1 protein-coding gene is annotated in these 236 nt (G+C 58.9%); it reads right to left on the minus strand.

Translation table 11 applies throughout. From position 1 onward, the window contains the following. The coding region (locus AOA61_RS31060; RefSeq protein WP_158234774.1) for a hypothetical protein at positions 1-236 on the minus strand (236 nt) is incomplete at both ends.

A 236-nucleotide genomic window follows, 5' to 3' on the forward strand; every position in this document is an offset into this window, starting at 1 on the left:
GCGGTGTTCTCGACGATGGTGGTCGGCGTGACAGCAATCACCGGAACATCGTTAACCAGGGTCACGGTCGGTTGACCGGTACCGGTGGAGTCCAGGCCTTCAACGTCAGTAACGGTCAGGTCGATCTTCGGCAACTGGTTGCCGGCATTAACGAAGTCAGCGCCTTTTTCGGTCAGGACCACGTTGTTGCCGGAGATGGCGTAGTAGCCGTCAGCGTTGGTGCCAGCGGTGAAGCT

It is taken from the genome of Pseudomonas sp. 2995-1, assembly GCF_002742505.1.
Classification (GTDB): Bacteria; Pseudomonadota; Gammaproteobacteria; order Pseudomonadales; family Pseudomonadaceae; genus Aquipseudomonas; species Aquipseudomonas sivasensis.